The organism is Pseudomonas benzopyrenica, from assembly GCF_036884265.1.
Classification (GTDB): domain Bacteria; phylum Pseudomonadota; class Gammaproteobacteria; order Pseudomonadales; family Pseudomonadaceae; genus Chryseomonas; species Chryseomonas benzopyrenica.
Genome location: NZ_CP145723.1, coordinates 2,704,974 through 2,729,140, shown reverse-complemented (window position 1 = coordinate 2,729,140; position 24,167 = coordinate 2,704,974). Strand labels below are relative to the sequence as shown.

Genomic DNA, 24,167 nt, shown 5'->3' with positions numbered 1-24,167 from the left:
AGCGGAGACGGACATGGAACTGATCACCCGTAGCGGCGCCGCAGCGGCCACCCGCGCCACCCTGCGCCTGCATCCCCAGGACGATGTGCTCATCGCCCGCCAGCCACTGGTGCCGGGCCTGGAACTGCCGGAGGAGGGGGTGCAGGTTCGCGAACCTGTGCCTGCCGGTCACAAGGTTGCCGTGCGCCCTATAGCGGTGGGCGAGCCGGTACGACGCTATGGTCAGATCATCGGCTTCGCCCGGGAGGCCATCACCGCGGGCAGCCACGTCCACGTGCACAACCTCGCCATGGGCGACTTCACCCGGGAGCATGCCTTCGGCATCGAGGCCCGTGGCGCGCCGGTGCCGATCGAGCGCAGCTTCCGGGGCATCGTCCGTGCCGATGGTCGGGTGGCGACCCGCAACTACATCGGCATCCTCACCTCGGTGAACTGCTCGGCGACGGTGGCGCGAGCGGTGGCCGACCACTTTCGACGCGACGTCCACCCCGAGGCGCTGCAGCCCTATCCCCATGTCGACGGCGTGGTAGCCCTGACCCATGGCGTCGGTTGCGGCATCGATACCCAGGGAGAGGGCATGGCGGTGCTGCGCCGGACCCTGGGCGGCTACGCGGCCCATGCCAATTTCGCCGCCGTGCTGTTCATCGGCCTGGGCTGCGAGGCCAACCAGATCCCCACGCTGCTGGCTGACCAGGGTCTCGCCGAGCATGCGGGGCTGCGCAGCCTCAACATCCAGGACAGCGGCGGTACCACCGCCACCGTTGCTCGCGGCATTGAAGCCGTAAAAGCCCTGTTGCCTGCGGCCAACGAGGTGGAGCGCGAGCCGGTCAGCGCCCGGCATCTGATCCTTGGTCTGCAATGCGGCGGATCGGACGGCTATTCAGGCATCAGTGCTAATCCGGCGCTGGGCCGCGCGGTGGATCTGCTGGTGGCCGCCGGCGGCACCGCGATCCTTTCGGAAACCCCGGAGATCTACGGCGCCGAACACCTGCTCACCCGCCGCGCCGCCAGCCCGGCGGTAGGCGAGCGACTGGTGGAGCGCATCCGCTGGTGGGAGGACTATTGCGCCCGTGCGGGCGCCAGCCTGGACAACAATCCGTCGGCGGGCAACAAGGCGGGTGGTCTCACCACCATCCTGGAGAAATCCCTCGGCGCGGTGATCAAGGCCGGCTCCACCGATCTCATGGCGGTCTACGGCTATGCCGAACCGGTGCGCAGCCCCGGTCTGGTTTTCATGGACACCCCCGGCTACGACCCGGTCTCGGCCACCGGCCAGGTGGCGGGCGGTGCCAACCTCATCGCCTTCACCACCGGACGCGGTTCCGCCTATGGCTGCGCGCCGACGCCATCGCTCAAGATCGCCACCAATACCCGGCTCTGGGAGAGCCAGCGCGACGATATGGACGTGGATTGCGGCGGCCTGGTCGATGGCAGCACCACCCTGGAAGAGCGTGGCACCTTCATCTTCGAGCGATTGCTGGCCCTGGCCTCAGGAGAGCGTAGCCGTAGCGAGTTGCATGGCTATGGGCAGAACGAGTTCGTGCCTTGGCAACTGGGTGCCACGACCTGAGCGCAGCCTGTGGGGCGGTGGTCACATCGACGCGACCCAGGTGCGGCTCGGGGCTGCACAGGTCAATCAAGCGAACGGCAGCAAGGCCGCCCCGGTCCTGCTGACCGGGGCGCCTATCAGGTCGCACGCCGTCGGGAGCCGTGTCCCGGGTCAGGCGCGGAGCTGCCGTCAGGCCGAGGCGTCGTCCACGGGAGCGGCGACGGCTGCAGCCGCTTCACCCTCGGCGGGCGCGGCGGTTTCCGCCTTGGTCTTGGCCTGCTCACGGCGGGCCTGGGCGCGCTGGCGGCGTGCCTGCTGCTTGGCATAGACCGCCTGAGAGGCGGTCACGGTGCCGGCTGGCTGGCCATCCAGATCCAGGCGTGGGGCGTTTTCGGTCATGGCCGCCCAGTAGCGGGTGCCGCGACACCAGGTGGCGATCGACTGCTTGAGCTGGTCACCGGTGATGCCCAGGCGCTCCAGGTGCTGCTCGGCGTCCTTGAGGATGCCTTCCTTGAGCGGCACCTTGGGTGCGGGATTGACCGGGAAGGCCAGCGGGAAGTGCTTCTGCAGCCGGCGGATGCCTTCGACCACCGGATCCTGCTCGCGGGGCTTCTGCTCGCGGGGCTTGGCTTTCGGTGAAGGTCTCCGCGCCGGCCGCTCATTGCTCTCGGTCTTTACCTGCGCTTTTTCGGCCCGCAGGCGGTCGCGTAGTTCAGCTAGTTGCTCAAAGCCCATCGTTCAGCTCACCGCTCCAAATAGAATTCACGTGCAAGGGTAACCCATGCCGGGCTTGGACCGCGCCGATTGCAGATTGGCACGGCCAAGGCTGGCGGTCCGTCATTCTAAGGGGTGGTTCGCCACTCGTGCATCCTTGGAAGCGTCATTCCCGGCGGATGGTGTGCCCTGCTGGGCGTTTTCCGGGTCCTGTACGAAAGTCGCCGAGCGAAGGGGAGGCGAGGCGAAAAAGGCTGAGGAAGCGCAGTTTAGGTGCGGTAAATGAGCATTTCGAAGCGTTTTTCAACGAAGCATCGCCAATGCGCAGGCACTTCTCGTACTGGACCTAGCCGCCTCCGGTCAGGCGCGACACCCATTGCGCCAGCCGCAGCTTGAACGGCGAATAGGGCGGCAACAGCAGACGAACGGCCAGCAGCGGACCGGCGGCGAGCACGCTACGCTCGTGGGAAAAGGTGCGAAAACCCGCCTGGCCATGGGCGCTGCCGCTGCCGGAGTGATTGACACCGCCAAAGGGCAGGTGCAGCTGGGTGTACTGCTGCATGCACAGATTCAGGCCGACGCTGCCGGAGCTGGTGCGCGCGACGACCCGCCGCTGCACCGCGCGATCGCGACTCCAGAGATAGAGTGCCAGGGGCTTGGCGCCGGCATCGATGCGCTGCAGGACCTCCTCCAGATCGTCATAGGCGATCACCGGCAAGAGCGGACCGAAGAGTTCCTGGCTGTCCAGGGGGCTGTCGATGGTCGAGCAGTCCAGCAGGGTCGGTGCGAGATAGCATCCTGCCGCATCGTGCGCGCCGCCGTGGATCAACCGCGCGCCGGCGGCCTGGGCCTGGTCGAGCAGCCCGATCAGCTGGCTGGCGTGGCGCTCGTGAATGAGCCGGGCGTAGTCGGGGCTGGCGGCGGCGTCCCTGCCGTAGCGCTGCACCAGCAGGGCGCGACAGCGCTCCTCGAACGCTGGCAGCAGGTGGCGGGCGACGAAGACATGATCCGGCGCGATGCAGGATTGGCCGGCATTGAGGAATTTGCCCCAGAGCAACAGCTCGGCGGCGGCGTTCAGGTCAGCACTGGCGTCGATGATCGCCGGCGACTTGCCGCCCAGTTCCAGGGTCACCGAGGCCAGGTGGCGGGCGGCAGCCTGCATCACCAGGCGGCCCACGGCCGTGGAGCCGGTAAAGAAAAAGTGATCGAAGGGCAGCGCCAAGAGCGCCTCGGCGGTGGCGACGTCACCTTCGCAAAAGGCCACGCTGTCCGGGGTGAAGGCCTCGGCCAGCAGGTCGCGCAGCACCGCATTGACCGCCGGGGTGAATTCCGAGGGCTTGAGCATCACGGTGTTGCCGGCCGCCAGCGCCGACACCAGCGGGCCGAGCAGGGTGGAGACCGGATAGTTCCAGGGGCCGATGATCAGGCAGCGCCCGCGCGGCTGGCTATGGATGTGCGCCGGGCAACCCAGGGAGGTCAGGGTCGGTCGCACCCGCCGTGGCTTCATCCAGCGCCGCAGGTGGCGCCGCGCGTGCTGGATCTCTTCCAGTACCGGCATGATCTCGGAAAGCTCCACTTCCACCTCGGGCTTGCCGAAATCCTGGCGAAAGGCCGCATAGAGCGCCCCGCGCCGGGCCACCAGGGCGCCGTGCAGGTGGTGCAGCAAAGCCAGGCGCTCGGCGGCGGTGGAGTCGCGCAGAGCCAGGGCGCGCGGTCCCTGGGCGGTGAACAGCAGGTGCAGGGTGTCGATGTCGACCTGGGCGGGAGCGGGATCGGGCAAAGGCGCGTTCATGGCAGCAGTCCGCAGAGGGCAGGGAGGGAGCGACTCGGAGACGACGGCAGTATTCAGCCTGGACGCGGCCAGCGCCAGCCGCACCGAGTTCGAGCAGGGCCAGCAAGGCGCTGGTCTGATCGCGGTGCGCTGCAACCAGAGCCTGCCGCATCCTGGCGGCCATGCTCAGCGATCATCTGGGGCGCCTGCGCGACGGCTGAATCTTTCGCCGGCCGGTGCGGGCATCCGGCCATGGCCTGGTTCAGAATCCAGGGCTTCCCGCCACTGCCGAGGCCGTCATGCCTGACCTGGATATCAGTCGCTTTATCGCCGCCTGGCCCAGCCTGGGCCTGGAGCCCGCTCTGCCCTGGACGATTACCAGCGCCTGCGAGCACCACGTCCGGGCGCTGCTGGCACGGCTCGGTCCCGGCTATCGCCGCCAGGGCGATAGCGTCATCCACGAGACGGCGGTGGTGGAGCCTGGTGCCGTGCTCAAGGGGCCGGTCATCGTCGGTCCCGGCACCCTGGTGGCCGCGGGCGCTTATCTGCGCGGGGGCGTCCGTCTCGGCAGCCACTGCGTGGTAGGCCCGGCCTGCGAGCTGAAGAGCAGCCTGTTGCTGGACGGCAGCAAGCTCGCCCACTTCAACTTCGTCGGGGATTCCCTGATCGGCAGTGGGGTGAATCTGGAGGCGGGTGCCGTCGTTGCCAACTACCGCAACGAAAGTGACGGCGCGCTCATCCGCATCCGCCACGGTGACCAGGTGATCGACCCCGGGGTGGTCAAGTTCGGCGCCCTGATCGGCGACGGTTGTCGCCTGGGCGCCAATGCGGTCATCGCGCCGGGCGCCCTGCTACCGTCAGGCACCCGAGTCGCGCGGCTGGGGCTGATCGACCATGGGGTGCCGGACGCCGCCGCGGGCGCGGCGTCCTCTCAGTCGGCGAGATAGGCGTCGGTGGCTTCCAGGGTCGCATAGGCGAAGGCCAGCGCCGCCATCAGGGCGGCATGCACCTGGGCCGCCGGCACCCTGACGCCCCCGAACTCCAGATCCAGGGTGGCGCAGGCGTCGTGGATCACGGTCACGGCGTACCCCATGTCGGCTGCGGCGCGCACGCCGGCGTCGATACACATATGGCTCATGGCACCCACCACCACCAAGGACTCGATACCGCGCTGGTCCAGCAGTTGTTTCAGGTTGGTTTCGCGAAAGGCGTTGGGATAGTGCTTCACCACCACCGGCTCGCCGGCCTGGGGCACGACGGTGGCCTGGATCTCGATGCCGTCGCTGCCGGGCACGAAGATCGGCGCCTCGGCGCTGAGCGATTGATGCTGCACATGGATCACCGGAACGCCCTGGTCACGGGCGTGGGCGATGATCCGGGCGGCATTGGCGACTGCGGTCTCGATACCGGTAAGGGGCAATTTGCCGGTGGGGAGGTATTCATTCTGCAGATCGATGACGACAACGGCGTGCTTGCTCATGTCCAGCTCCTCGGAAGATGCTTCGGCTTTCAGGTCCGGCCATGATTGGCCAGCCCCACCTGCCGGCGAAGGGGCGCGGCCGACAACTTCAGGGGTGCCAGCGACACATGCACGATCAACCGCCGATCGAACTCGGTCTGCTGCTCTATCCGGGTGTGCAACTGGCGACGGTGCACGGCCTCACCGATCTGTTCGAGATCGCCGGGCGCTTCACGGGCACCGCGGAGGATGCCGAGCGGCCCCGCTTGCGGGTCAGCCACTGGCGGCTGGAGGAGGGCGACGCGGCGCCCAGGCGGGTCTACGACTCCTTGCCCGCAACGAGCGGCTCACCCAACGTGCTGATCCTGCCGCCCAGTCTGGCGGAGCCGATCACACCGGCTGCGGCCGCGCCCTATCGTGACTGGCTGCGCCAGCAGCATGGCGCGGGCGTGCGTCTGGCCTCGATCTGCGCCGGCGCCTTTCTGCTGGCGGAAACCGGTCTGCTCGACGGCCGCACCGCCACCACCCACTGGCTCCATGTCGAGCGCTTCGCCGCCCGTTTCCCTAGGGTGAGTCTGGACGCTGATCAACTGCTCATCGATGGCGAGGACCTCGTCACCGCCGGCGGTCTCATGGCCTGGACCGACCTCGGCCTGCGCCTGGTCGATCGCTACCTGGGCGCCAAGCGCATGCTCGACACCGCGCGCATCCTGGTCATCGACCCGCCGGGGCGACAGCAGCGTTACTACAGCGCCTTTTCGCCGCGCCTGAGCCATGGCGACAGCGCCGTCCTCGCCGTGCAGGAGTGGCTGCAGGAAACCGGCGCCCAGGACCTCGGCCTGGACACCCTGGCCCAGCGCGCCGGACTCGAACCGCGCACCTTGCTGCGCCGCTTTCGGCAGGCCACCGGCATGACCACCACCGCTTACGGCCAGCAATTGCGCGTCGGGCGCGCCCGGGAATTGCTGCAGACCAGCCGGCTGCCCCTCGAACGGGTCGCCTGGGAGGTGGGCTACAGCGATCCGGGGGCTTTCAGAAAGGTGTTCACCCGCGTCGTGGGCCTGAGCCCGGGAGATTATCGGCGGCGGTTCGGGGGTGTTGCGGGCGGGCGGTGAGGTATGGGCGCGTCATGCCGCCAAAAGACGCGTTCGGTCTGGTCTCGTTGGTTGGATCCAGGAGAGACGTTCCAGCCACAGCCTTCGGGCTGTCCCTCGGGCAACAGTTGTCTGCCGAGGTGTCTGGTCAGCGACTTCCAGATGCCCAGGTTTTAATATAAGTCACTGATAATTTTTGATTTTCGCCGATGGCATAGCTTGTGCTCCAGCTCGGGGGTCACCTCCAAGGGAGTCCCTGCATGGCCGTCGCCACCTCGCACAATACCGTTCCCCGTGCCGTCCCCGAACGTCCTGCCACGCGCTTGCGCGACGCCGCCGAGGCACTCGATGCTGCGGCTGCCCTGGCGGAGGATTTCGCTCGCGATGCGCTCAGTCGTGACCAGGAGCGACGCCTGCCCTGGGCCGAGATCGAGCGCTTCTCGGCCAGTGGTCTCTGGGCCATCACCGTACCGCGGTCGTTCGGCGGCGCGGGGGTGGGATTCGGCACCGTCGCCGAAGTCATCGCCCGTATCTCCGCGGCCGATCCCTCTCTGGGCCAGCTACCGCAGAATCATCTGGGCGTGGTCAACAACCTGCTGCTGACCGGCAGCCCGGACCAGCAGCGCCACTACCTCGGCCTGGTGCTCCAGGGCTATCGCTTCGGCAATGCCTTCTCCGAGGCGCGCAGCAAGACCGTCACCCAGTTCGAGACGCGTATCCGCTTCACCGGGGATACCGCCTGGATCGATGGGGAGAAGGCCTATTGCACCGGTGCCCTCTTTGCGCACGTGGTTCCCACGGTGGCACTGGACGAGGCGGGCCTGGCCCATCTCGCGCTGGTGCCGCGCGATGCCGGCGGCCTGACGGTGATCGACGACTGGGACGGCTTCGGCCAGCGCACCACCGCCAGCGGTCGGGTGCAGCTCAAGGGCGTCAGTGTTCGGCGCAGCGCGGTATTGCCCGCCTGGAAGGCATTCGAGCGGCCGACGGCGGATGGTCCGGTCTCCCAGATCATCCAGGCGGCGGTGGACGTCGGCATCGCCCGCGGCGCCTTCGCTGCCGCCCTGGCCGCCGCCCGGCTGGCGCGGCCCTGGACCGACAGTGGGCTCGCGCATGGCTGGCAAGACCCACTGAGCCAGGCGCTGATCGGTGACCTGAGCTGGCGGCTGGCCGCCGCCGAGGCCTTGCTGGAAGACGCCGGCGTGGCCGTCGACCGGGCGCTGGCGGAGCCGTCCGCGGCCAGCGTCGCCGAGGCTTCGGTAGTGGTGGGACAGGCCAAGGTCGCCTCCACCGAGATCGCCCTGGCCGCCGCCAATCGCCTCTGCGAACTGGGCGGCACCCGCAGCGTCTCGGCGCGTTTCGGCCATGACCGCCACTGGCGCAATGCCCGCACCCACACGCTGCACGATCCGGTGCGCTGGAAGTACCACCTGATCGGCAACTATCTGCTCAACGGCGTCGAGCCGCCGCGTCACGCCTGGAACTGATGCCATGACCGATCTCGCCCTTGTCACCCACGAAGAACTGACCTTCGCCGAACAACTCCTCCAGCAACTGCGACAGGAACTGCCGAAGGATTCGCGCGCCCAGGACCCGCTGGTGATCGCCGCGGTCGGCGATCTCCAGGTGCGCCTGGCCGCGGCGCGCGCCTTGCAACGTGCCAGCGCCGCCGAGGACGGACCGGTACGGCAGATCCAGGCCCGCCTGGCCGCCGACAGTGCCCGCCAGCTAGCCGCCGACCTACAGCGGGAATGGCTGGCAGAAACCGTCGCGCACCGCTCAGCCGGCCCGGCCTCCCGTGACCTCAAGCGCCTCCTGGGTGAGCACCACCTGAACATCAGCGACTGAAAAGAAAGGATTCCCATGGCCCTTCGTACCCTGTTCCGTACCCTCCTGCTGTTGCCGCTGCTGGCTACCACCGCCCTCGCGTTTGCGGATGAGGTCCCCTCGCTGGCCGGCAAGCGCATCGCCATCAGCATGACCGGCACCAGCCACTACTTCGATCTCAAGGCCTTCCAGGCCCAGGTGGAAGAGGTCAAGCGGCTGGGCGGCACGCCCATTACCCTGGACGCCGGCCGTAACGACAAGAACCTGGTGACCCAGCTGCAGACCCTGGTGACCCAGAAACCGGATGCGGTGATCCAGACCCTCGGTACCCTGAGCGTGATAGACCCCTGGCTGAAACGCATCCAGGCGGCCGGCATTCCGCTGTTCACCATCGATGCGCCGTCCCGGTACAGCCTCAACAACACCACCTCCGACAACGCCGCGGCCGGGCGTGAACTGGCCGAGCAACTGGCGAAGGACACCGGTGGCCAGGGCGACATCCTGGTCTTTAACGGCTTCCAGGGCGTGCCCGTGTGCGCCATCCGCTACGCCGAGCTGCGCAAGGTGCTCGACGCCCATCCGGGGCTGAAGATCATCCAGCCCGAGCTGCGCGATGTGATCCCCAATACCGTGCAGGACGCCCGCGGCCAGATCGCCGCGTTGCTCAACAAGTACCCCAAGGGCCAGATCGCCGCCATCTGGTCGGCCTGGGACATTCCCCAGCTTGGCGCCAGTCAGGCGCTGATCGAGGCCGGGCGTACCGAGATCAAGACCTATGGCGTCGACGGCACCCCCGAGGTGCTGGAATTACTCAAGCGTGACGACAGCCCGGTGGGCGCGGTGGTCGCGCAGCAACCGGCGCTGATGGGCCGCACGGCGGTGCGGAACGTCGCCCGCTACCTCGCCGGCGCCCGTGATCTGCCCAAGGAGACCCACGTATCGACCCTGCTGACCACCAAGGCGAACCTGGACCAGGTAGCGGCGCTACGGGGTGATCAATGAGCACGGCGGTGCTCGAACTACGGGGCATCGCCAAGCGCTACGGGGCGACCCAGGCGCTGGCGGGTGTCGACCTGACCCTGAGGGCTGGCGAGATCCATGGTCTGGTCGGCGAGAACGGCGCCGGCAAGTCCACCCTGATCAAGGTGCTCGGTGGCCTGGTGACCCCCGAGGCCGGTGAGCTGCGCCTGGATGGCCAGTCGCTGCCTGGCGCCGGACCGCGTGAGTTGGCCCGGCGTGGGGTGTCCATCATCCACCAGGAGCGGCTGTTGCCGCCCAACTTCACCCTGGCCGAGGCCCTGTTCTTCGGCCAGGAGCGGCGCCGCGGCCCGTTGCTGGATCGCCGTGGGCAGGAGCGGGCGGCGGAACGACTACTGGCCGAGCGCTTCGGCCTGCACTGCCGCGCGCGAACCCGGGTGGCGGACCTGAGCAGCGCTGAACAGCAACTGCTGCAAATCAGCCGGGCGCTGCTGGCTACACCCAAGGTGCTGGTGCTCGACGAACCCACCGTAGCCCTGGCCCATGGCGAGGTGGAGCGCCTGCTCAAGCTGCTGCGCGAGTTGCGTGACCAGGGCCTGGCCTTGCTCTATGTGTCCCACTACCTGCAGGAGGTCGAACGCCTCTGTGACAGGGCCACGGTGCTGCGGGGCGGCCAGGTGGTGGCGGAAGTGGAACCCCGCGTTACACCGGCGGCCGCCATGGCGCGGCTGATGATCAATCGCGAACTCGGCGAGGCCTATCCCAAGGCGCAGGCACAGCCCGGCGACGTCCTGTTGGAAAGCCGGCGTCTCGGCCGGCCGGGTGCGTTCGCCAAGGTCGACCTGCAGGTACGTCGGGGCGAGGTGGTCGGCGTGGCCGGCCTGGTGGGCTCGGGCGCCAAGGAGTTGCTGAAGACCCTGTTCGGCCTGCTGCCGGTGGCCGAGGGCGAGTTGCTGCTGGAGGGACGTCCGCAGCGGTTCGCCCGTCCGCGGGCCGCGGTGCGGGCGGGGCTGGCGCTGTTGCCGGAGAATCGCCGCCAGCAGGGCGTGGCCCTGGATCTCACCGTGACCGAGAATCTCACCCTGGCCGCCCTGGAGCGTTTCAGTTGGTTCGGTCTCCGTCGGCCAGGTGCCGAGCGCCAGGCTGCACTACGGCTACGCGAGGCGCTGGACATCCGTACCCCGGACCTGGAGACGCCGGTGCGTCATCTCAGTGGCGGTAACCAGCAGAAGGTCGCCCTGGGCAAATGGCTGGCCCGCGATGCGCGGCTCTATCTGCTGGACGAACCCAGCGTGGGCATCGACCTCGCCGCGCGGGCCGAACTCTATCGCCAGATCGCTCGGTTGGTGGAGCAGGGCGCGGGGGTGTTGATCCTGTCGGTGGACCTGCCCGAATTGCTCAACCTCTGTGACCGCATCCATGTGATGCATCGCGGACGGCTGCTGCCGGCGCGCCCGGCCAGGGAGCTGAGCGCCGAGGAATTGCTGGCCACCGCCACCGGCGCGGTGAGACCGGCCGCGGACACGACGGGGAGGGCGGATCTTGGCCTTGCCTCCTGAACCTCTTGCGGCGCCCGCCCTGGGCGGGTGGCTGGATCTCTGGCGCCACGGGGCGCTGCTGGCCTTCGCGCTGATCGCCATTCTGCTCGCCTGGCGGGCGCCGGGGTTCCTGGGCGTCGGCAATCTCGCCAATATCCTCGCCCAGGCCGCCATCCCGGGCATCCTGGCGCTGGGCCTCACCCTGGTGATCGTCGGTGGGGGTGGCAACGTCCTGGCCGGGGGCCTGGATCTGTCGCTGGCGGCCAATCTCGGACTCTGCGCGGCGGTCCAGGCGACCCTGGTCAACGCGGGGTACGGTGCGTCGCTGGCCATCGGCCTGACCCTGGCCTGCGGCCTGGTGGTGGGGGCGGTCAACGGCCTGGCGGTGACCTTGCTGGGCCTGCCGCCGTTGCTCACGACCCTGGCCAGCCTCAATGTGGTGGCCGGCCTGGAACTGGTCTTGAGCGAAAATACCGTGCTACCGGCCAGCGCGCCCTGGCTGGATCTGCTCGGGATGGGCAGCCTGCTGGGCATCCCGGCAGCGGGTTGGGTACTGCTGGCGACCGCCCTGGTGCTGGCCCTGCTGCTTCAGCGTACGCGCTATGGCCTGCGGTTGGCCGCGGTGGGCGATCATCCCGAAGCGGCGCGCACCGCCGGCCTGCCGGTACGTACGCTGGTGTTCTCCAGCTATCTGCTGGCCGGCGGCTGTGCGGGCCTGGCCGCGCTGCTGTCAGTCGCCTGGTTCAGCGGCAGTACGCCTGGGTCGGGCGAATTGCTCCTGCCGGTGGTGGCCATCGCCTTTCTCGGCACGGTGTTTTCCTGGCGCTCCCAGCCGAGCGTCGGTGGCACCCTGCTGGCGGCGCTGCTGGTGGGCATGCTCGGCAATGGCTTCCAGTTGCTCGGGGTGAGCAGCTTTCTGGTCAGTGGCGTCCAGGGCACCTTGATCCTGCTGGTGGTGGCGGCGGCCAGCCTGCGGCAGGAGGGCAACCGATGAGTGCGACCCTTTCTCTCGGCCGCTCGGGCCTGCGCCTGGCGCTGCCGTTGCTGTTCCTGACGCTGATGGTGGTCTTCGCCCTGGCCGCGCCCGGCTTTCTCAGCCAGGGCAACCTGCTCAGCCTGCTGCTGAACAATGGCCTGGTGCCGGCGCTGGTGGCTCTGGGGCTGACCTACGCCATCGCCGCGGGCGGCATTGATCTTTCCGTGGGTATCGCCCTGGACCTGGCGGCCTTCGGTTGCATCGCCTTGCTCAACGCCGGCTGGCCGCTGGCCGTGGCGCTCGCCGGTGGCCTGGGCCTTGGGCTGCTGGTTGGCCTGGCCAATGCCCTGCTGGTGGCCGGCGTGGGGCTGTCGCCTTTCCTCGCCAGTCTGGGGCTGCTGTTCATCGGTACCAGCCTGCAACAACTGCTGTCCGAAGGCGGCCTGCCGCTGTATCTGAGACCCGAGGTCAGGCCCGCCGCGAGCAGCTGGCTCGGCATTCCGGCGGCGGTCTGGACCATGTTGCTGCTGGCCGTGCTCTACGGCTTGGTGCTGGCCCGTGGGCGCCTGGGCCGCGCCTTGCTGGCGCTGGGCAGTCAGCCATTGGTGGCACGTTACTCGGGGCTGGCGCTGCGGCGCCTGGCGCTCTGGACCTGCCTGGCCACCGCCCTGGCCGCAGCCGTGGCAGGCATCCTGCTGGCGCTGCGCATCGATGCCTATGTGCCGCTTTCGGGCAATGCCTATCTCATCAATGGCATCGGCGCTGTCTTCATCGGCGCCAGCCTCAATCGCCACGGCCGGCCCAATGTGCCCGGCACCCTGCTGGGCGTGCTGCTGCTGGCGGTGGCCGCCAACGGCCTGCTGCTGGTGGGCTGGAATTTCTACTGGCAACAGGTGGCCACCGGCCTGCTGATCCTCTTGGTGCTGACCCTCAATCAACTGGCCCGGCGCCGCGACGCCGCCTATTAGGAGCCCCCATGTCCCGTGAAATCCGCCTCAACGCCTTCGACATGAATTGCGTGGCCCACCAATCCCCCGGACTCTGGCGCCACCCGCGCGACCGCTCCTGGGAGTACAAGGATCTCGAATACTGGACGGAGCTGGCGCAACTGCTCGAACGCGGCCTGTTCGACGGCCTGTTCATCGCCGACGTCCTCGGCCTCTACGACGTCTACGGCGGCGGCCCTGAGGCTACCCTGCGCGAGGCGACCCAGGTGCCGGTCAACGATCCCCTGGCGCTGATCACCCCCATGGCGGCGGTGACCCGCCACCTGGGCTTCGGCCTGACCGCCTCCCTGAGTTTCGAGCATCCCTATCCGTTCGCGCGTCGGCTATCCACTCTGGATCACCTGACCAAGGGGCGCATCGGCTGGAACATCGTCACCTCCTACCTGGAGAGCGGCGCGCGCAATCTAGGCCAGTCCGCCCAGGCCGACCACGATGCTCGCTACGACTACGCCGAGGAATACCTGCAGGTGGTCTACAAGCTGCTGGAAGGCAGTTGGGAAGAGGGCGCGGTGCTGCGCGACCACGCGTCCGGTCGCTTCACCGATCCGGCCAAGGTGCATCCCATCGGCCACCATGGCCGGCACTTCCAGGTGCCCGGCTATCACCTCTGCGAGCCTTCGCCCCAACGCACGCCCGTGCTCTATCAGGCCGGCGCCAGCAGCCGTGGGCGGCAGTTCGCCGCCGAGCACGCCGAATGCGTCTTCGTCGCCGCCCCGTCGAAGACGGTGCTCAAGCAGACCGTGGCCGACATCCGCCGCCGGGCCGCCGAGGCCGGTCGCGATCCGCGCCAGGTGCTGATCTTCAACCTGCAGACGGTCATCGTCGGCGAGAGCGATGCCCAGGCCCGGGCCAAGTGGCAGGACTACAGGGGCTACGTGAGCTACGAAGGCGCCCTGACGCTGATCTCCGGCTGGACCGGCATCGACTTCGCCGCCTACCGCCCGGACCAGGTCCTCAAGCACCTGCACACCAATGCCATCCAGTCCGCGGTGGAAGCCTTCTCCACCGCCGATCCCGGCAAGCAATGGACGGTGCAGGAACTGGCCGACTGGGTCGGCATCGGCGGCTTCGGGCCGCTGCTGGTAGGCAGCCCGGCGACGGTGGCGGACGAGTTGCAGAGCTGGGTCGAAGAGACCGATGTGGATGGTTTCAACCTGGCCTACGCCGTGACCCACGAGACCTTTGCCGACGTGGTGGACTTGCTGGTTCCGGAGCTGCAGCGACGGGGTGTCTACAAGCAGGCTTACCAAGCCGGCACGCTACGCGAAAAACTCGGCGGCGCTGGCCCACGACTGCCAGCGGAACACCCGGCTGCGAGTTATCGCGACCTGGCGCGGCAACGGGAGGAAAGCGCGATACGGGTGCTGGCCTAGTCCGCCCCGTTATTCCGCCTTTTCATAGACGGCAAAGCCCCAGTAGCCACTGCCGCTCTTGCTGACTTCTACCCAGCCTTGACGTAGCAACTGCCTGGCGATCAGTCGATTCATGAAGCCGTGGCCCAGCAGCAATACGCTGTCCCGGCCACTGGCCAAGGCGGCGAGCTTGTCTGCTGCCTGTCTCGACCGCCGTTTCGCCTGGGCATAGGACTCGGAGTCTTTCGTCACTCCGCACAGCCAGAGCAGACGAAAGACGAAGGCCCAGGTGAAGGGTGACAGGCGTAGGAGCGGAACGCGCACCACGGGTAGTGCCGCCTCGCGAAAGGTCGTGTCCTCGCTGGCTGGCGCCTTGCCCAATGCGGCGAGAGAAGTCAGGGCGCGCGGGGCAGAGCTGGTGGTGGCCAGGCCGATGTCCCTGACCGCGGCTATCGCTTCCTGAGTGGCGGCATCCGTGCCTATCTCGGACCGATCGTAGTCCGCGATCCAGTCGACCATGTCTCGCGCGGCGACGGCATGGTAGTTCTCCAGCGCCGGCTTGCCGTGGCGCATCAGTATGATTTTCATGGGACCTGGGTCGTTGCCGGAAGAAAAACGGTTGGAAATGAACGCTACCTGCAACTACGTCATGGCAAGGGCTATCCCGTGATTATAACGGCGACTTCCCAGCGTATCGTGCGCTGGGCACTCCAGCGTTGGCGGGCTGCGCCGGCCTTGCTCCGGGCGCTTTGCTGGTCAAGGTCGCCAAGGGCAGGAGGCCGCAGGGCCAGACCCATTGCGCCGCCGGCTGGATAACGAGGCCGACATGGGTCAGTGCCTACACCAGCGGCTCGGCGATCCGCTCCAGCAGTTCGGGCCCATCGTTCTTCACGCTGCCCACGGCCTTGCCGACCGGATACCAGTCGAAGGCCTCCACGGGCGTGCCCTCGACCTCACCAATCTCGGCGGCGCGTTCCATGGGCAGCTCGGGGTCCAGCCATTCGCGCGCTACGGCGGGTGGCAGGACCAGCGGGCGGCGGTCATGAATGTCGACCATGCCGGCGTCCGAGGCGGCGGTGACGATGACGAAGCCATCATCCTCGTGGGGTGCCTGGTCTGCTGGCCGGAAGTGGCCGATGGCGGCGAAGAACAGCGGCTCGCCGGATTTCAGCCGGATGAAGTAGGGCTGCTTGAGCTTGGGATCTGTAGGGTCCTTTTTCCACTCGTACCAGCCATCCGCAACCACCAGAGCACGGCCGTTCTTCCAGAGACCGCGAAACATCCGGCTGGTGGCCGCCGTTTCGACGCGCGCGTTGATCACCGGCGGACGCTTGGCCTGGCGCGCCCAGGCGGGCTGGTAGCCCCAGCGCACTGGATCCAGGTGCAGGCCATCCGCCTGCTGGTGGAGCAGCTGAACCCGAGTGCCGGGCGCCACGTTGTAGCGACCCAGGGCGCGGGGTTCCAGGCCGGTGCGGACCTCTGCCGGCGCGGCGCCCAGGGCATCCAGGTAGTCGAGGGCATAGCGGTACTGGGCAAAGCGGCCACACATGGCGGACTCCTGGAAAGGCGTGCGGGCAGCCGAGGTATCCGGTTGGGCCCGGGCGGTTGAGGCGCGCCCAATGAGCGCGCTGCTTCCAGGATGGGACACTGCCGCTCGTGCAAAGTACCGGCTCCGGGCGTTGTCCAGACGGCCAGAGCGGAGGCGCTCAGCCGATCAGCGCCCGGGCGAAGTCGCGATAGCCGTGCAGTGGGCGTCCCAGCATCTGCACCAGCCGCTCGCGGTCGCCGGATTGCGGCAGTATGCCGTCGCTGACGTAGCGCTCGGCGATGAGCCTCATCTCGTAGGCCATCCAGGCCGGCATCGCGGTCGCCATGCTCTGTTCGAAGCCCTGGGGATCGGCGCCGGCATAATGGATGGGGCGGCCCAGCAATTCGCGTCAGATCGCCGCGGCGCCTGCGCCGGTGAGGGTGTTCGGGCCGACCAGGTTGAGCGTCTCGCTGGGCGGCCTGCCTGGCGCCTGGTCGCGGTGGATGAGCTCGAGGGCGGCGACCTCGGCGATGTCCCGGGTGTCGACCATGGCCACGCCCTTGCCGCCGAGGGGCATGGGGTAGATCCCGTGCTACAGGATGACGTCCTTGAGCCTGGCTTCGTTGTCGATGAAGTAGGTGGGCCGCAGGACGGTGGCGCCGAAGCCCATGGCCACGAGCATGCGTTCAGCGCCGAATTTCACCGCGAAGTGCGGCACGTTGACCGCGCTGCTGCCGCTGTCGCTGGTGCAACGTCAGCTGGAAGGGGGCGCGCTCCGCCGCTGGGGCACCCTGGCCGGCGAGACCGAATTCTGGGTGCTGCACACCTCGCGGCGCTTGCAGAGCCGCAGGATCAGGGCCTTCGTCGATTTCCTCTGCGCGCGCTGTCCGAACGGCATCTTTCGGCTGGACTAGCGGGGGACGAGACCGGGGTCCGTTGGCCACGAGACGACAGCCTGCGTATCACCCGCAGCCCTTTGTCCGGATAATGGCGGCCAATCTGTCTCCAAACCGGAATGCTGTGCATGGAAATCAAGGTCAATTTTCTCGACAACCTGAGGCTCGAGGCCAAGTTCGACGACTTCTCGGTGATCGCCGATCAGCCCATCCGCTACAAGGGTGACGGCTCGGCCCCGGGTCCCTTCGACTATTTCCTGACGTCCTCGGCGCTCTGCGCGGCCTATTTCGTCAAGCTCTACTGCCAGACCCGCGACATCCCCACTGATAACATCCGCCTGGCGCAGAGCAACATCGTCGACCCGGAGAATCGCTACAAGCAGACCTTCAAGATCCAGGTAGAGCTGCCCGCGGATCTCTCCGACAAGGATCGCCAGGGCATCCTCAGATCCATCGACCGCTGCACGGTGAAGAAGGCGGTGCAGGCCGGTCCGGACTTCATCATCGAGGCGGTGGAGAGTTTGGACGCCGATGCCCAGGCCCTGCTGTTGCCCAGCGATACCGGCAGCGAGACCTACATTCCCGGCAAGGACCGGCCGCTGGAAGAGACCATCGCCAAGCTCTCGGGCATCCTCGCCAATCTGGGCATGAAGGTAGAGATCGCCTCCTGGCGCAACATCGTGCCCAACGTCTGGTCGCTGCACCTGCGCGATGTGCAGTCGGCGCTGTGCTTCACCAACGGCAAGGGCGCGACCAAGGAAGCGGCCCTGGCCTCGGCGCTGGGCGAATTCATCGAACGCCTCAACTGCAACTTCTTCTACAACGACCAGTATTGGGGCGAGGCCATCGGCAACGCGGCCTTCGTCCACCACCCCGACGAGCGCTGGTTCCAGCCCGGGCCCAAGGATGCGCTGCCCCGGGAAATCCTCGATCGCCATTGCCGCAAGATCTACGACCCGGAAGGCGAACTGCGCGCTTCGCACCTGCACGACACCAATTCCGGCAACGTGGCACGCGGCATCTGCGCGCTGCCCTTCGTACGCCAGTCCGATGGCGAGGTGGTGTACTTCCCTTCGAACCTGATCGAGAACCTCTACCTCAGCAACGGCATGAGCGCGGGCAACACCCTGGCCGAAGCCCAGGTGCAGTGCCTGTCGGAGATCTTCGAGCGGGCGGTGAAGCGCGAGATCCTCGAAGGCGAACTGGCGTTGCCCGACGTGCCCGAGGCGGTGCTGGCGCGCTATCCCGCCATCGTCGAGGGCATCCGCGGCCTGGAGGCTCAGGGTTTTCCGGTGCTGGTCAAGGATGCCTCCCTGGGCGGTGAATTCCCGGTGATGTGCGTGACCCTGATGAATCCGCGCACCGGCGGGGTGTTCGCCTCCTTTGGCGCCCATCCACGCCTGGAGATCGCCCTGGAGCGCAGCCTCACCGAACTGTTGCAGGGGCGCAGCTTCGAGGGTCTCAACGACCTGCCACAGCCGACCTTCGAGAGCCAGGCGCTGATGGAGCCGAACAATTTCGTCGAGCACTTCATCGACTCCAGCGGCCTGGTCTCCTGGCGCTTCTTCAGCGCCAAGGCCGACCATGACTTCGTCGACTGGGATTTCTCCCACGAGGGCGAAGATTCCACCGCCCAGGAGGCCGCCACCCTGTTCGGCATCCTCGCCGAACGGGATCTGGAAGCCTACATGGCGGTGTACGAGGAACTGGGCGCGCCGGCCTGCCGCATCCTGGTGCCGGGCTATTCGGAGATCTATCCGGTCGAGGACCTGATCTGGGACAACACCAACAAGGCGCTGGCGGTGCGCGAGGACATCCTTACCCTGCATCAGCTGGACGATGCGGCCCTGGAGTCCCTGCTCGAACGCCTGGACGATACCCAGGTGGACGACTACACCCGCATCGCCACCCTGATCGGCGTGGAGTTCGACGAGAACACCGTCTGGGGCCAGCTGACCGTGCTGGAGCTCAAGCTGCTCATTCACCTGGCGCTGCAGCAATTCGAAGAGGCCAAGGAAGAGGTCGAGACCTTCCTGCAGTTCAACGACAACACCCTGGAGCGCGGCCTGTTCTACCAGGCGCTCAATGCGGTGCTGGAAGTCGAAATGGACGACGAACTGGAACTGGCCGACTTCGAGGTCAACTTCCGCCGGATGTTCGGCGCCGAGCGCCTGGATGCCGCCCTGGGTTCGGTCTCGGGCGAGGTGCGCTTCCCTGGCCTGACGCCCACCAGCCTCAAGCTGGAAGGCCTCGACAAGCACCTGCGGCTGATCGACAGCTATCGCAAGCTGCACGCGGCGCGGGCCAGGGCGGCTGGGATCGCGCTCTAACGGAGAGCCCCGCCCGGACCTGGGCAGGGCCGTCCCGGCGGTCAGCAGACCGCGATATGGGAATCCGCCCGCGGCTCGGTGCCGCCGCAGAGCACGCCGGTTTCCGGATCTCGGACGATGATCTGGCCGCGACCGAAGTCGGTGGAGTCGTGGGCGATCTCGATCTGGTGACCGCGCCGCGCCAGGCCGCTGGCCAGGGCCCGCGAAGCGGCCTGTTCGATGCCGACCTTCATGTCCCCCAGCCATTGCCAGCGCGGCGCGTCCAACGCGGCCTGGGGATTCAGGCCGAAGTCCACCAGGTTCATCACCATCTGCACATGCCCCTGGGGCTGCATATAGCCACCCATGACGCCGAAGGGGCCGATGGGCACGTCACCCTTGCTCAGGAAGCCCGGGATGATGGTGTGGAAGGTCTGCTTGCCCGGCGCCAGCGCGTTGGAGTGCCCGGCATCCAGGCTGAATTCCGAGCCGCGATTCTGCAAGCCGATGCCGCTGTCAGGCAGGACCACGCCAGAGCCGAAGCCGTGGTAGGCGCTCTGGATGAAGGACACCATGTTGCCCTCGCCATCGGCGGTGGCGATGTAGACGGTGCCGCTGGCCTGGGGATCGCCATGCAGCGGCGGCTGGGCCTGGTCGGTGATCTCGGCGCGGCGGCGGTCGGCGTAGGCGTCGTCCAGCAGGACGCTGGCGGCAACGCGCATGTGCTCGGGATCGGTGATGTAATGCAGGCCGTCGGCATAGGCCTTCTTCATGGCCTCCAGCTGACGATGCCAGGTGAGCTGGCTGTCGCGCTGGTCGAAGTCGTAACCCTTGAGGATGTTCAGGGTCATGAGGGCGATCAGGCCCTGGCCACTCGGCGGAATCTCCCACACCTGGTAACCCCGGTAGTCGACCTTGATCGGCTCCACCCAGCGCGGCTGGTAGCCGGCCAGGTCCGCTGCGCTCAGCTGGCCGCCGCTGGCCGCGGCATGATCCGCCAGGCGCTTGGCGATGGCGCCCCGGTAGAAGCTCTCACAGCGGGTCTGTGCCAGTTCTTCCAGGGTGCGCGCCTGGGCCGGATTGCGAAACAGCTGGCCGGCAACCGGCGCCTGGCCGTCGATGAGGAAGGTGTCGAACCAGGCTTCCAGCTCGGGCGCCTGGTCCCGGCTGGCCTCGTACTCGGCCTGGGCGATGCGCCACTGGTGGGCGACCACCGGCGAGACCGGGAAGCCATCGCGCGCCAGGGCGATGGCAGGTTCGAACAGGGTGTCGAAAGGCAGCTTGCCGAAGCGCCGCGACAGCTCGGCCCAGGCCGCGGGGCAGCCCGGCACCGTGACCGGCAGCCAACCGTGCACCGGCATGCGCTCGTGGCCGGCGGCCTTGACCGTGGCGATGTCGAGGCTGGCCGGGGCATGGCCGCTGGCGTCCAGGCCGTGCAGCTGGTCCTTGACCCAGACCAGGGCGAAGGCATCGCCGCCAATGGCGTTGCCGGTAGGTTCCACCACGGTCAGGGCCGCGGCGGTGGCGATGGCCGCATCGATGGCGTTGCCACCCTGGCGCAGCATGGTGATGCCGGCTTCGGCGGCCAGCGGCTGGGAGGTGGCGACCATGCCATTGCGCGCGAAGACGCTCTGGCGTTGCGAGGCGTAGGGGTAGTCGTGGGCAGAGAAATTCAGCATGGCAGGCTCTTCGGGGTCATTGTCCGGTCTTGATGCGGGTCCACTCGCGGGTCATCAGCCGCTGGATCTGCGGCGGCAGATCGGCGGAGACGTAGAGGCGCTCGGCGATGGCCGCGCTCGGGTAGATGCCCGGGTTGTCGCGCACCTTGGCATCGAGCAGGGCGGTGGCGTCGCGGTTGGGATTGGCATAGCCGACGTAGTCGCTGACCGGGGCGATCACCTCGGGGCGCAGCAGGTAGTCGATCAGTGCCAGGGCGCCCTTGGGGTTCCTGGCGTCCTTGGGGATGGCGAGCATGTCGAACCAGAGATTGGCGCCTTCCCTGGGGATCACGTAGCGCACGTCGCTGGTCTTGCCGGCTTCCCTGGCGCGGCTCTGGGCCTGCAGGACGTCGCCCGAATAGCCCATGGCCACGCAGACGTCGCCGTTGGCCAGGTCGGTGATGTACTTGCTGGAGCTGAAATAGGTCACCGACGGCTTGAGCTGCAGCAGCAGCGCGGAGGCCTTGCGGTAGTCCTCGGGGTTCTGGCTGTTGGGGTCCAGGCCCAGGTAGTGCAGGGTCTGGGTGAAGACCTTTTGCGGCGCATCGAGCAGGGCCACGCCGCAGCCCTTGAGCCTGGCCAGGTTCTCCGGCTTGAACAGCAGGTCCCAGGAATCCACCGGGGCGCCATCGCCCAGGGCGGCGCGGACCTTGGCGGCGTTGTAGCCGATGCCCACGGTGCCCCAGAGGTAGGGGACGGCGTAGCGATTGCTGGGATCGGCCGCTTCCAGGCGCTGCATGAGCCGTGGATCCAGGTGCTGCCAGTTGGACAGCCGGCTGCGATCCAGCGGCTGGTAGGCGCCCGCCTTGATCTGCTTGGTGAGGAACTGGTTGGACGGCACCACCAGGTCATAGCCGGAGTGGCCGGACAGCAGCTTGGCTTCGAGCATCTCGTTGGTGTCGAAGACGTCGTAGCGCACCTGGACGCCACTGGCCTCGGTGAACTGCTTGAGGGTGTCCGGACCTATGTAGTCCGACCAGTTGTAGAAGCGCACCTCGGACTCGGCGGCCTGAACCAGGGGCGTCAGGCAGAGGGCGAGGGCGGCCAGCAGGGGACGAACGGCCATGGAGGTCTCCGGTCTAGAGCACGCGGCTGAGGAATTCGCGGGTGCGTGGATGGGTGGGATTGCCGAACACCTGGGCCGGCGGGCCTTCTTCGATCAGCTCGCCCTGGTGCAACACCACCACGCGGTCGGCCACCTCGCGGGCGAAACCCATCTCGTGGGTCACTACCACCATGGTCATGCCGTCTTCGGCCAGCTCCTTCATCACCTGCAGCACCTCGCCAACGGTTTCCGGGTCGAGGGCGCTGGTGGGTTCGTCGAACAGCATGGCCTGGGGCTTCATGGCCAGGGCGCGGGCGATGGCCACGCGCTGTTGCTGGCCGCCGGAGAGTTGCGCCGGATAGTGCTCGGCCTTGTCGGACAGCCGCACCCGGGCGAGCAGGGCGCGCGCCTGCTCCAAGGCGGCGGCGCGCGCCACGCCCAGCACCTGGATCGGCGCCTCGATGATGTTTTCCAGCACCGTCATGTGCGGGAAGAGGTTGAACCTCTGGAACACCATGCCGATGTCGCGGCGGCGGCGGGCGATATTGCGCTCGGAGTCCCTGACTCTCGAGCCATCGGCACGCTCGCGAAAGCCCATCAGCTCGCCGTTGACGCGGATGGTGCCGCCCTGGATGTCTTCCAGGTGGTTGAGGCAGCGGATGAAGGTGGTCTTGCCCGAGCCGGAGGCGCCGATCAGCACCACCACCTCGCCACGGCGCACCTCCAGGGTCACGCCCTTGAGGATCTCCAGCTCGCCGAAGGCCTTGTGCACCTCCAGCGCCTGGATCACGGGTTCTTGCGTGGTCGTCATGGCTAGCGTCCCCGTAGCTTGAAGCCCTGCAGGCTGAACAGCCGGCCGGTGGCGGTGGGCCGGTGACCGTCGGCCTTGCCGAAGCGCCGCTCCAGCCAGGCCTGGAAGAAGCCCCAGAGGGTGGTCAGGACCAGGAAGTAGATGGCCACCACCAGGTACAGCTCGAAGACGCGGAAGGTCGCCGAGGTGATCATCTGGGTGCTGAGCAGCAGCTCCTGCACCCCGATGACGCTGACCAGGGTGGTGTTCTTGAGCATCACGTTGAACTCGTTGCCGAGCGGCGGAATGATCACCCGCAGCGCCTGGGGCAGCACGATGCGGCGCATCAGCTTGGCCGGCGTCATGCCCAGGGAGCGCGCCGCCTCGTACTGGCCGCGATCCACCGCACCGATGCCGGCGCGGATGATCTCGGCCATGTAGGCGCCTTCGTTGAGGCCCAGGGCGATGATGGCCGCCTGGATGTTGCCCGGGATCACCAGGAAGCCCAGGTCCAGGTCCTCGAAGCGAAAGATGCCGCCGGCCGCCAGGGCCGTGTAGAGGAAGACGATCTGCACCAGCAGCGGCGTGCCGCGCATCAGCCAGACATAGAAGCGCACCGGGTACTGCAGCGCCCGGTAGCGCGACAGCCGCGCCAGCGCCGCCAGCAGGCCGAGCGCGCAGCCCAGCAGCATGGCGCCGATGGCGATGACGCAGGTCAGCCAGAGGCCGTAGAGGTAGACGTCGCTCGGGTGCAACAGGTACTGCCAGAACACATCCCAGCTGAAGTTCATCGTGGCCATCCTTTAATCGAGCTTGTCGCCTTCCAGGTGCCACTTCGCCATGAGCGCGGCGTAGCTGCCGTCGCCTCTCATGTCGGCGAGGATCTGGGTGAGGGCCGCGCTGAGCTGGCTGTCGTCCTTGCGCACGCCGACGCCGGTGAGGATGCGGGCAAAGGCCGGCACGCCGGTCTCGAACTGGCCGGGCGCCACGCCCTGGTAGTAGGCGGCGGTTTCCACGGTGGTGCCGTAGGCGTCGGTCTGGCCCAGGCGCAGGGCCTGGAAGGCGTCGGTGTCACTGTTGTAGGCCACCAGCTTCATGGGCGCCTTGCCGGCCTTCTTCAGCTCTTCGTTGTGGGCGTCGAGCAGGGTGCGGATGGTGGAGCCATTGAGCACCGCCACCTTCTTGCCGGCGAGGTCGTCCAGGGTGTGGATGCCGGCCTTGTTGCCCGCCGGCACCACCACCGCCTGGCTGGAGTACATGTAGTTGACGATGTCGATCACCTGGCGCCGCTCGGGCTTGTCGAACAGCTGGTCGATCAGCAGATCGCACTGGCCGGCCAGCAGCGCCGGGATCAGGCCGGAGAAGGGCACCACGCGCCAGTCGACCTTCTTGTCGCCGAGCCGCTTGGCGATCTCGGCGCCGAGGTCGACGGTGAGGCCCTTGGGCTTCTGGGCTTCGTCGAAGAAGCCGATCGGCGGGGTATCGAGAGCGCCGCAATAGGTGATCTTGGACGCCTTGGCCAGGCGCTCGGGGATCTGCGGGGCGGCCTGGGTGAAGCCGGCGACGAGGGTCAGGGCGAGCAGACTGCAGGAAAGCCGGTGGCGGGTCATGGTCTT

25 protein-coding genes are annotated in these 24,167 nt (G+C 67.7%); 12 read left to right on the top strand and 13 right to left on the bottom strand.

Features of this window, described 5'->3' with window-relative positions:
• The first annotated feature begins 13 nt into the window (after positions 1–13).
• Positions 14–1,570, top strand: a complete 1,557-nt coding sequence (locus V6W80_RS12940) for a UxaA family hydrolase (protein ID WP_338544464.1) — start codon at positions 14–16, stop codon at positions 1,568–1,570.
• A gap of 168 nt (positions 1,571–1,738) precedes the next feature.
• Here the strand turns inward: V6W80_RS12940 and V6W80_RS12935 are convergent, their stop codons facing one another.
• Both V6W80_RS12935 and V6W80_RS12930 read right to left on the bottom strand, forming a co-directional pair.
• Complete coding sequence (locus tag V6W80_RS12935) at positions 1,739–2,284, bottom strand: ProQ/FinO family protein (RefSeq protein ID WP_257705880.1); 546 nt, start codon at positions 2,282–2,284, stop codon at positions 1,739–1,741.
• A 325-nt stretch (positions 2,285–2,609) separates the two neighbouring features.
• Positions 2,610–4,055 carry an aldehyde dehydrogenase family protein gene (locus V6W80_RS12930; protein WP_338544463.1) on the bottom strand — a complete coding sequence of 482 codons (1,446 nt, stop codon included), beginning with the start codon at positions 4,053–4,055 and terminating at the stop codon, positions 2,610–2,612.
• Between the two features lie 278 nt (positions 4,056–4,333).
• Here V6W80_RS12930 and V6W80_RS12925 point away from each other — a divergent pair, with 278 nt between their 5' ends.
• Complete coding sequence (locus V6W80_RS12925; RefSeq protein ID WP_338544462.1) at positions 4,334–4,981, top strand: transferase; 648 nt, start codon at positions 4,334–4,336, stop codon at positions 4,979–4,981.
• Here V6W80_RS12925 and V6W80_RS12920 read toward each other — a convergent pair.
• On the bottom strand, positions 4,966–5,514 hold the full coding sequence (locus V6W80_RS12920) for a cysteine hydrolase family protein (RefSeq protein WP_160922649.1): 549 nt from the start codon (positions 5,512–5,514) through the stop codon (positions 4,966–4,968). The two genes, V6W80_RS12925 and V6W80_RS12920, sit on opposite strands and share 16 nt — an antisense overlap.
• A gap of 107 nt (positions 5,515–5,621) precedes the next feature.
• On the opposite strand from V6W80_RS12920, the gene V6W80_RS12915 reads away from it, so the two are divergent.
• From V6W80_RS12915 to V6W80_RS12880, 8 genes are all read left to right on the top strand, one after another.
• Positions 5,622–6,608 (top strand): GlxA family transcriptional regulator, encoded by a 987-nt coding sequence (locus V6W80_RS12915; RefSeq protein ID WP_338544461.1) that lies wholly within the window; start codon positions 5,622–5,624, stop codon positions 6,606–6,608.
• Between the two features lie 239 nt (positions 6,609–6,847).
• A complete protein-coding gene (locus tag V6W80_RS12910) occupies positions 6,848–8,074 on the top strand; it encodes an SfnB family sulfur acquisition oxidoreductase (protein WP_338544460.1) in 1,227 nt (408 codons plus the stop codon).
• A 4-nt stretch (positions 8,075–8,078) separates the two neighbouring features.
• Positions 8,079–8,435, top strand: a complete 357-nt coding sequence (locus V6W80_RS12905; RefSeq protein ID WP_338544459.1) for a hypothetical protein — start codon at positions 8,079–8,081, stop codon at positions 8,433–8,435.
• Between the two features lie 15 nt (positions 8,436–8,450).
• A complete protein-coding gene (locus tag V6W80_RS12900; protein WP_338544458.1) occupies positions 8,451–9,416 on the top strand; it encodes a sugar ABC transporter substrate-binding protein in 966 nt (321 codons plus the stop codon).
• Complete coding sequence (locus tag V6W80_RS12895; protein WP_338544457.1) at positions 9,413–10,951, top strand: sugar ABC transporter ATP-binding protein; 1,539 nt, start codon at positions 9,413–9,415, stop codon at positions 10,949–10,951. The genes V6W80_RS12900 and V6W80_RS12895 overlap by 4 nt, the downstream gene beginning before the upstream one ends.
• On the top strand, positions 10,935–11,924 hold the full coding sequence (locus V6W80_RS12890) for an ABC transporter permease (protein ID WP_338544456.1): 990 nt from the start codon (positions 10,935–10,937) through the stop codon (positions 11,922–11,924). Before V6W80_RS12895 ends, V6W80_RS12890 begins: the two co-directional genes overlap by 17 nt.
• Complete coding sequence (locus V6W80_RS12885) at positions 11,921–12,874, top strand: ABC transporter permease (RefSeq protein WP_017641265.1); 954 nt, start codon at positions 11,921–11,923, stop codon at positions 12,872–12,874. Before V6W80_RS12890 ends, V6W80_RS12885 begins: the two co-directional genes overlap by 4 nt.
• A gap of 8 nt (positions 12,875–12,882) precedes the next feature.
• Positions 12,883–14,286 carry an LLM class flavin-dependent oxidoreductase gene (locus V6W80_RS12880; RefSeq protein WP_017641264.1) on the top strand — a complete coding sequence of 468 codons (1,404 nt, stop codon included), beginning with the start codon at positions 12,883–12,885 and terminating at the stop codon, positions 14,284–14,286.
• Between the two features lie 9 nt (positions 14,287–14,295).
• Here V6W80_RS12880 and V6W80_RS12875 read toward each other — a convergent pair whose 3' ends face one another.
• From V6W80_RS12875 to V6W80_RS12855, 5 genes are all read right to left on the bottom strand, one after another.
• Positions 14,296–14,853 carry a histidine phosphatase family protein gene (locus V6W80_RS12875; RefSeq protein ID WP_017641263.1) on the bottom strand — a complete coding sequence of 186 codons (558 nt, stop codon included), beginning with the start codon at positions 14,851–14,853 and terminating at the stop codon, positions 14,296–14,298.
• A gap of 250 nt (positions 14,854–15,103) precedes the next feature.
• Positions 15,104–15,814, bottom strand: coding sequence for an SOS response-associated peptidase family protein (locus tag V6W80_RS12870; RefSeq protein WP_338544455.1), 711 nt, complete (start codon positions 15,812–15,814; stop codon positions 15,104–15,106).
• A gap of 157 nt (positions 15,815–15,971) precedes the next feature.
• A complete protein-coding gene (locus tag V6W80_RS12865; RefSeq protein ID WP_338544454.1) occupies positions 15,972–16,196 on the bottom strand; it encodes a hypothetical protein in 225 nt (74 codons plus the stop codon).
• Positions 16,197–16,202: 6 nt separating this feature from the next.
• Positions 16,203–16,370, bottom strand: a complete 168-nt coding sequence (locus tag V6W80_RS12860) for a hypothetical protein (RefSeq protein ID WP_338544453.1) — start codon at positions 16,368–16,370, stop codon at positions 16,203–16,205.
• Positions 16,371–16,385: 15 nt separating this feature from the next.
• Positions 16,386–16,511, bottom strand: coding sequence for a hypothetical protein (locus tag V6W80_RS12855; protein WP_017641259.1), 126 nt, complete (start codon positions 16,509–16,511; stop codon positions 16,386–16,388).
• Between the two features lies 1 nt (position 16,512).
• Here V6W80_RS12855 and V6W80_RS12850 point away from each other — a divergent pair, with 1 nt between their 5' ends.
• Positions 16,513–16,707, top strand: coding sequence for a hypothetical protein (locus V6W80_RS12850; RefSeq protein ID WP_338544452.1), 195 nt, complete (start codon positions 16,513–16,515; stop codon positions 16,705–16,707).
• A gap of 110 nt (positions 16,708–16,817) precedes the next feature.
• The gene (locus V6W80_RS12845) at positions 16,818–19,019 is read left to right on the top strand and encodes an OsmC domain/YcaO domain-containing protein (protein ID WP_338544451.1); all 2,202 of its coding nucleotides are present in this window, start codon (positions 16,818–16,820) and stop codon (positions 19,017–19,019) included.
• 41 nt (positions 19,020–19,060) lie between these two features.
• Here the strand turns inward: V6W80_RS12845 and V6W80_RS12840 are convergent, their stop codons facing one another.
• Genes V6W80_RS12840 through V6W80_RS12820 form a run of 5 tightly spaced genes read right to left on the bottom strand, consistent with a single transcriptional unit; the run spans position 19,061 to position 24,161 of the window.
• The gene (locus V6W80_RS12840) at positions 19,061–20,677 is read right to left on the bottom strand and encodes a gamma-glutamyltransferase family protein (RefSeq protein WP_338544450.1); all 1,617 of its coding nucleotides are present in this window, start codon (positions 20,675–20,677) and stop codon (positions 19,061–19,063) included.
• A 16-nt stretch (positions 20,678–20,693) separates the two neighbouring features.
• The gene (locus V6W80_RS12835) at positions 20,694–21,782 is read right to left on the bottom strand and encodes a polyamine ABC transporter substrate-binding protein (protein WP_338544449.1); all 1,089 of its coding nucleotides are present in this window, start codon (positions 21,780–21,782) and stop codon (positions 20,694–20,696) included.
• A gap of 13 nt (positions 21,783–21,795) precedes the next feature.
• Positions 21,796–22,572 carry an amino acid ABC transporter ATP-binding protein gene (locus V6W80_RS12830; protein WP_338544448.1) on the bottom strand — a complete coding sequence of 259 codons (777 nt, stop codon included), beginning with the start codon at positions 22,570–22,572 and terminating at the stop codon, positions 21,796–21,798.
• A 2-nt stretch (positions 22,573–22,574) separates the two neighbouring features.
• Positions 22,575–23,342 (bottom strand): amino acid ABC transporter permease, encoded by a 768-nt coding sequence (locus tag V6W80_RS12825; protein ID WP_338544447.1) that lies wholly within the window; start codon positions 23,340–23,342, stop codon positions 22,575–22,577.
• A 12-nt stretch (positions 23,343–23,354) separates the two neighbouring features.
• Positions 23,355–24,161 (bottom strand): ABC transporter substrate-binding protein, encoded by an 807-nt coding sequence (locus V6W80_RS12820; protein WP_338544446.1) that lies wholly within the window; start codon positions 24,159–24,161, stop codon positions 23,355–23,357.
• Between the last annotated feature and the right edge of the window lie 6 nt (positions 24,162–24,167).